Raw genomic sequence first — 6,395 nt, forward strand, 5'->3', positions numbered from 1 at the left:
GACCCCGACCCCGATCCGGAGCCCGTGCCCGGTGCCTGCACCGCCCAGTTCAGGACCGTCGCCTCCTGGTCCGGCGGATACCAGGCGGAGGTCACCGTCAAGAACACCGGCACCGGCCCGCTCCCCGGCTGGAACGTGGCCTGGGACCTCGGCGGTTCCACGGTCAGCAGCCTCTGGAACGGCTCGCTGACCGTGTCCGCGGGCCGGGCCACCGTCCACAACGCCGCCCACAACGGCGCCCTGTCACCCGGCGCCACGACCTCGTTCGGCTTCACCGCCAACGGTCCCACGGGCACGCCCGCGACGCACTGCGCGGGCTCCTGATGTACGACCCCCACGTACTCCCGAGGAGGGCACGTTGAACCGTCCGTCCCCATCAGGCGGCACACGTCCGCGCCTGCCCCGCCGACGACGCACGGCGGCCGTCGTCACCGCGCTGGCCACCCTGCTGCTGGGCGCCGTCGGCCAGCTCACCGGGCAGCCCGCCGCGGCGGCGGAGGCCCATGTCGACAACCCTTTCGCCGGCGCCGACTTCTACGTCAATCCCGACTACGCGGCCCGCGTCGACACGTCCATCGCGCGGACGTCCGACGCCACCCTCAGGTCGAAGATGGAGCAGGTCCGGAACCGCCCCACGGCCGTCTGGCTGGACCGCATCGCCGCTCTCCACGGCGGCGAGGCCAACGCGGGCCGCAAGAGCCTGGCCGACCACCTCGACCTGGCCCTCGCACAGAAGAAGCCCGGCCGTCCCATCACCGCCACGTTCGTCGTGTACGACCTGCCCGGCCGGGACTGCGCGGCCCTCGCCTCCAACGGCGAACTGCCGCTCACCGAAGCCGGCCTGGACCGCTACAAGAGCGAGTACATCGACGTCATCGCGAACGTCTTCAAGAACCCCAAGTACCAGGACGTTCGCATCACCACCGTCATCGAGCCCGACGGCCTGCCCAACCTGGCCACCAACTCGGCCGACGCCGAGTGCGCGCGGGCCGCGAGCAGCGGCATCTACGTCAAGGGCGTCCAGTACGCCCTCGACAAGCTGCACGCCCTCCCCAACGTCTACACCTACCTGGACTTCGCGCACTCCGGATGGCTCGGCTGGGACACCAACCTCGCCAAGACCGTGCAGCTGTACACCGACACCGCCGAGGGCACCGCGGCCGGGACCAGCAGCGTCGACGGGCTGATCACCAACGTCTCCAACTACACGCCGCTGGACGAGCCGTTCCTCACCGACCCCGGCAAGAGCGTCGGCGGCGCACCGGTCAGGGGCGGCAAGTACTACGAGTGGAACCCCAACTTCGACGAGGCCGACTTCACGAAGAACGTGCACAGCGCCCTCGTATCGGCAGGCTGGCCCGCCTCGACCGGCATGGTCGTCGACACCTCCCGCAACGGCTGGGGCGGCTCCGCCCGGCCCACCGCCGAGAGCACGAGCACCACCGTCGACGCCTACGTCACCGGGTCCAGGGCCGACCGCCGTACCCACCGTGGCCTGTGGTGCAACGTGAGCGGCGCCGGCATCGGCGAGCCCCCGCAGGGCGCCCCGTCCGGCCGGCCGGACTCCCACCTCGACGCCTTCCTGTGGGTGAAGCCGCCGGGGGAGTCCGACGGGGCCAGTGAGGACATCCCCAACGACGAGGGCAAGCGCCAGGACCCCATGTGCGACCCGGACTACACCGCGCCCAACGCCGGCAACAGCAGGACGGGTGCGCTGCCCGGAGCCCCGCTGGCCGGGCACTGGTTCCACGACCAGTTCGCCATGCTGGTGCGCAACGCCCACCCGGCCGTGCCCACGGACGGCGGCGGCGGTCCGGGCGACGACACCACGGCCCCGACCGCGCCGACCGGCCTGCGCGCGACCGCCAAGACCGCGAGCAGCGTCTCGCTGGCCTGGACCGCCGCGACCGACGACCGCGGCGTCAGCGGCTACGACGTCTACCGCGAGCAGACCAGGGTCACCTCGACGCCGGTCACCGGCACGACGTACACGGACACCGGCCTGAGCGCGGCGACGGCCCACAGCTACTCGGTCCGAGCCCGCGACGCCGCCGGCAACGTCTCGGCCGCCTCCACCGCCCTCATCGTCACGACCGAGGCGGGCGGCGGCGGCCCCGACCCGACGGGCGGCCTCGTCGTCCGCCACAAGAACAACGACTCCTCCGCCACCGACAACGCGATCCGCCCCGGACTGCGGATCGTCAACCCCGGCAGTACGACGGTCGACCTGACCAAGGTGACCGCCCGCTACTACTTCACCCGTGACGGCGGCTCGACCGACGTGCGGGCCTGGTGCGACTACGCCGCCGTCGGCTGCGCCCACGTCCAGCTCAGGGTCGTCACGCTGAGCACGGCCGTGGCGGGCGCCGACGCCTACCTCGAAGTCGGCTTCACCGACGGCTCGCTGGCCGCCGGCCTGGACACCGGCGACATCCAGCTCCGGATGGCCAAGTCGGACTGGTCGGCCTTCGACGAGTCCGACGACCACAGCCGTACGACCGCCACCGCCTACACCGACGCCCCGGCCGTTCCCGCCTACGTCGGCACCGCACTCGCCTGGGGCGCACCGCCCGCCTGATCGACGTACCTCCACCCAAGATTCTCCCGCCCGTCCGGAGGCTTTCTCCCTGGACGGGCGGGGGCTCCACCACCGAACGGTGCACCGCGAAGGAGACAAGCGCGACCCCCACACGACCCCCACACAGCCACAGGAGACACCATGGCTCGACGCGACAACCGACTCGTATCCCTGGCGGCGGCGTTACTGGCGACGCTGCTCGGCGGACTCGGTCTGGCCCTGATGGGCCAGGGCGACGCGCAGGCGCACGGCGTCACGATGACCCCCGGATCGCGGACCTACCTCTGCTATCTGGACGCCAAGACCAGCACCGGCTCCCTGGACCCGACCAACCCGGCCTGCCGGGCCGCGCTCAACGAGAGCGGGGCGACCGCGCTGTACAACTGGTTCGCCGTGCTCGACTCCAACGCCGGTGGCCGAGGCGCCGGTTACGTTCCCGACGGGAAGCTGTGCAGCGCCGGTGACCGGTCGCCGTACAACTTCACCGGCTACAACGCGGCTCGCTCCGACTGGCCCCGGACCCACCTCACCTCCGGCCGGACGATCCAGGTGAAACACAGCAACTGGGCAGCGCATCCGGGGTCCTTCCGGGTCTACCTGTCCAAGCCCGGCTACTCGCCCGCCACCGAACTGGGCTGGGACGACCTCGACTTGATCGACACCGTCACCAACCCGCCGCAGACGGGCTCACCGGGTACCGACGGTGGCCACTACTACTGGAACCTGAACCTGCCCTCGGGCCGCTCCGGCGACGCGGTCATGTTCATCCAGTGGGTGCGCTCGGACAGCCAGGAGAACTTCTTCTCCTGCTCGGACATCGTCTTCGACGGCGGCAACGGCGAGGTGACGGGCATCCGGGGCTCGGGCAGCACACCGACGCCCACTCCCACACCGACTCCGACAGCCACGCCGACTCCCACCTCCACGCCCACCCCGACAGCCACGCCGACCTCGACTCCGTCCGACCCGCACACCGGGTGCATGGCCACGTACACCGTGACCAACTCCTGGAGCGGCGGCTTCCAGGGCTCGGTCGAGGTCATGAACCACGGCACGACAGCGCGTGACGGCTGGGCGGTGAAGTGGACACCAGGTGTCGGCACCAGGATCAGCAGTGTCTGGAACGGCGCGCTGACCAGCGGATCCGACGGCACCGTCACGGTCGCGAACCTCGACTACAACCGGACCGTCCCGCCGGACGGCAGCGTCACCTTCGGGTTCACCGCGACATCGACCGGCAACAACTTCCCGGTCGGCTCGATCAGCTGCGTCAACCCCTAACCGAGGGCCCAGGCGGCGCCGGCTCCCGTACGGGGGAGGGAGCCGGCGCCGCTGTGTGAGTACGGCGCGGACACTCACCGACTGGAGGTACGGCGCGGATGGCCGCGGGCATCGACGGGCGCTGCGGCCGTGGAGGAAACCGGGCCGTCACCGCCGTGTCATGCGGGTACCCCGGCCTCGTCCATGACCCCGGCCATCTCACCCGGCGGAAGAGCCGGGTTGGCGCCCGCGCTGGAGGCCAGCTCGGGCAGGGCGAGGGCCTCGACGAGCCGGGGGAGCGGCAGGCGCGGGTCGCCCGCCGCCGCCTGGCGCGTCCGGACGTCCGGGTCGTGGCTGAGCCGTTCGATGAGGTCGGGGCCGGCGGCGGGGTCGCGGACCGCCAGTTGCCGGTAGGTCCCGTTCGGATGGTCCGCGTAGCGGGCGGCGAGCCCTTCGCGGGGGAAGCGGGGGTGCCCGGTGGCCATCCAGGCGGAGAACGTCCCGCCGAGCCGTGCGTACACGCTCATCAGGACCTCCTGCGGGGCGTCGGGGTGGTGTATGGCCAGATGGGTGGGCACGACGGCGTCCGTGTCCTCGGCCAGAAGCCGCAGGAGTTCGGGTGACAGATGAGGACTGCGGGCCGCGGCGCGGCGCAGCAGAGGGTGGGCGGAGGTGGCGGCCCGATGCAGGACACCCTGATCGGCCATGCCGGCCGTCACCCAGTCCACGTCACCGCGGTCGAACGGGGAGACGGTGAAGTCGATCGCGGCGCGACGGGCTTCGGTCAGCTCGGGCCGCAGGGACACGGCGAGCCGTACATCGTCGTCGGGGTCGACGGCGAGTCGGTCCACGAGGTCGGCCGGCAGGGACGGATTGCCGGCGAGTCCGGCCAGGTGGATGCCCTCGGCGAGGAACCGCTCGGCGTCCGCGCGGTCGAGAAGCCCTCGGCGCAGAGCCACAGGCAGGGCTGCGGGGTCGCGGAGCAGCGCCGCCGTGAGCCGGGCGTCCCGAGGACATGCGCACAGCGCGGCAGACCGGCGTACCTCGGGGTCGGGATCGGCGAGCAGCGTGCCGCGCTCGTCCGCCGTCAGTTCGTCCCAGACGCGCAGGGCGGCACATCGTGCGGCCGGATCGTGATGCCGGACCAGGGAGGCGAGGAAGGACGGCGCCAGGTGGCGCGAGCGCAACAGCGCGTTCCGTACGGACGGTTCGGGGTCTTCGAGGAGACGCCCGCACACGGCGTCCGACAGCGGACGGACCTTCGCCCGGTGATCGTGGATCCGGTCGGGTCCCTCCGCGACGGTGGCCCGCACCTCGGGCGAGGGGTCGTCCGCGAGCAGGGCCCGCTGCTCGGGCTCCACCTGGCCGCTCCTCGCGAACGTGACGCGCGTGTACGGGATCGGGTGGGTGAGGAGTGCCGCCACGGCCGGCTCGGGCAGCCCCGGCCGGTGGAGAGCCTGGAAGGGCGGACCCTCGCCCCCGCCGTCGAAGGCGATCAGCCGCAGCAGCAGCGGTGTGGGGAGGGCCGGGTTGGCGGCGACTCCGTCCAGCGCGGAGGAGTAGAAGGCGACCACGTCCCAGCTCCCCGACCCCGTCACTTCGCGCGCGGCTGCCTCGGGCACCTGCGCGGCATCGACCGCTCGGGTCGACGGCCGTCATCCTGCCACGGAGCGGACCGCCTCCGCAGGTGATCAACGAGAGCGCGCACCACGTCAGGTGGCCCCCTCCGAGTTCCGACGAACCAGGAACCGTGGGCCACGCCACACAGGCGGATTCAGCGAAGTCGGCGTACGCGCAGCACCACGTCGTCGGTGTGGTGCGCGCCGGCGCCGCCGTCCGGTGCCACGCGGGGCCGTTGCTCGTCCACCTCCGTCTCCCAGTCGTCGGTGAGGAGTTCGGCGATCATCGAGGGCCAGACGTAGTCGGCAGGGTCGAAGCCGCTGTCGTGTGCCTGCTGGGTTTCCATACCCGCGTGGTGTACGACCAGCAGCACGCCGCCCGGCGCGACGGCCGCGAGCAGCGCCCGCTCGGCCGCGGAGTCGGGAGTGCGCAGCAGAGCCGGGTACTGCGCGGAGACCAGGTCGAAGGAGGCCGGCGGGAGTACCGCCTCGGTGAGTGCGGCGTGCACCCAGTGGATGGCGAGGCCCGCGTCCCGCGCGTGCCCGGCCGCCCGCTCCAGTGCCACACCCGAGACCTCCAGCGCGGTCACGTCCCAGCCGCCGCGCGCGAGCCAGACGGCGTCCGCGCCCTCGCCGCAGCCTACGTCGAGCACACGCCCAGGGGTGAGCCCGGCGACCTCGGCCACGAGTGCGCCGTTGGGCCGGCCGCTCCACAACTGCTGTCGGTCGGCGTACCGGTCGTCCCATTCAGCCCGCACCGCGGGGTCTCCGAGGTATCCGTCGGAAGGCGAGGGGAGGTCGGACGCGGGTGATCCTGCTGCGATGTTGTCGGTCACGGGCCCACCGTCGCCCACCACCTCCCGGACCGCCACTGTTGTTGCCGGTCCGGGAGGTGGTGGGCGACGGTGGGCCCGTGACCGACAACATCGCAGCAGGAT

The 6,395-nt window shown here is 72.2% G+C and carries 5 protein-coding genes; 3 read left to right on the forward strand and 2 right to left on the reverse strand.

The window, feature by feature from the left end; genetic code table 11:
- The 3 genes from BZL64_RS31660 to BZL64_RS31670 all read left to right on the forward strand — a co-directional run.
- Positions 1–324 (forward strand): cellulose binding domain-containing protein (locus tag BZL64_RS31660; protein WP_208639556.1); only part of this gene is annotated, 324 nt, incomplete at its 5' end.
- A 34-nt stretch (positions 325–358) separates the two neighbouring features.
- A complete protein-coding gene (locus BZL64_RS31665; RefSeq protein ID WP_086772570.1) occupies positions 359–2,578 on the forward strand; it encodes a glycoside hydrolase family 6 protein in 2,220 nt (739 codons plus the stop codon).
- A gap of 141 nt (positions 2,579–2,719) precedes the next feature.
- On the forward strand, positions 2,720–3,859 hold the full coding sequence (locus BZL64_RS31670; RefSeq protein WP_086772571.1) for a lytic polysaccharide monooxygenase auxiliary activity family 9 protein: 1,140 nt from the start codon (positions 2,720–2,722) through the stop codon (positions 3,857–3,859).
- Between the two features lie 158 nt (positions 3,860–4,017).
- On the opposite strand, the gene BZL64_RS31675 is transcribed toward BZL64_RS31670, so the two are convergent.
- Both BZL64_RS31675 and BZL64_RS31680 read right to left on the reverse strand, forming a co-directional pair.
- Positions 4,018–5,460 carry a Mucin-2 gene (locus BZL64_RS31675; protein ID WP_244205604.1) on the reverse strand — a complete coding sequence of 481 codons (1,443 nt, stop codon included), beginning with the start codon at positions 5,458–5,460 and terminating at the stop codon, positions 4,018–4,020.
- Positions 5,461–5,612: 152 nt separating this feature from the next.
- Positions 5,613–6,293 (reverse strand): class I SAM-dependent methyltransferase, encoded by a 681-nt coding sequence (locus BZL64_RS31680; RefSeq protein WP_086772574.1) that lies wholly within the window; start codon positions 6,291–6,293, stop codon positions 5,613–5,615.
- Between the last annotated feature and the right edge of the window lie 102 nt (positions 6,294–6,395).

The sequence above is a fragment of the Streptomyces bobili genome (assembly GCF_002154575.1).
Lineage (GTDB): Bacteria > Actinomycetota > Actinomycetes > Streptomycetales > Streptomycetaceae > Streptomyces > Streptomyces bobili.

What these genes read in the sequence shown, in the direction of transcription:
- BZL64_RS31670 (WP_086772571.1), top strand. Translation starts at nt 2,720, where the DNA reads ATGGCTCGACGCGACAACCGACTCGTATCCCTGGCGGCGGCGTTACTG.